Source organism: Rhizobium sp. CSW-27 (assembly GCF_018760785.1).
Lineage (GTDB): Bacteria > Pseudomonadota > Alphaproteobacteria > Rhizobiales > Rhizobiaceae > Neorhizobium.
The window spans coordinates 1-508 of the sequence record NZ_JAHHZO010000078.1; the positions used below are offsets into that span (position 1 = coordinate 1).

The window sequence follows — 508 nt, forward strand, 5'->3', positions numbered from 1 at the left end:
ATCGCCGCCTGCCCAGATCTTCGACAGGCCGTCGCAGGGGAAATCCCCGAACACATAGACCTGCTGCAGTTCGCGGTTCGCGCTGCCATAGGTGTTGACATAGGCATCATGGCCGGCAATTCCGACGAGACCGCATGGCACCTTGCGGCTGACATTCTCGCCATATTCCCGGTCGAACTGCGTTCCGGATGCGCTGGCGGCGGCCTTCTTCGCCCGCCGCTCTTCCGCCTTGCGCACGATGTAGTTGATGCCAAGGCCGATTGCGGCCTGTGCCAGGGCAACGCCAACCGAGCCAAGGCCGATGGCCGCGCCGATTGCGCCGGCAATCGCGGAAATGAAGGGCATGTCTAGAACACCTTGTAGGCCCGCGCCACGGCGGTTACGGGCAGGAACTGCAGGTCATAGCCTGTCGTGACTTCGACCCGCCGGCCGTTCCTGCGTTCGCAATGGCCGTAGATCGTGCGCACGGCAAAGCCGGCCGAGGTGAAGGCGCCGCAGGAGATCCTGC

Annotated in this window: 1 pseudogene; it reads right to left on the bottom strand. The window is 64.2% G+C overall.

Going from position 1 to position 508, the window contains the following annotated elements:
* A pseudogene (locus tag KLP42_RS26680) lies at positions 1-345 on the bottom strand (phage tail protein); the annotation flags it as partial.
* Positions 346-508 lie beyond the last annotated feature (163 nt).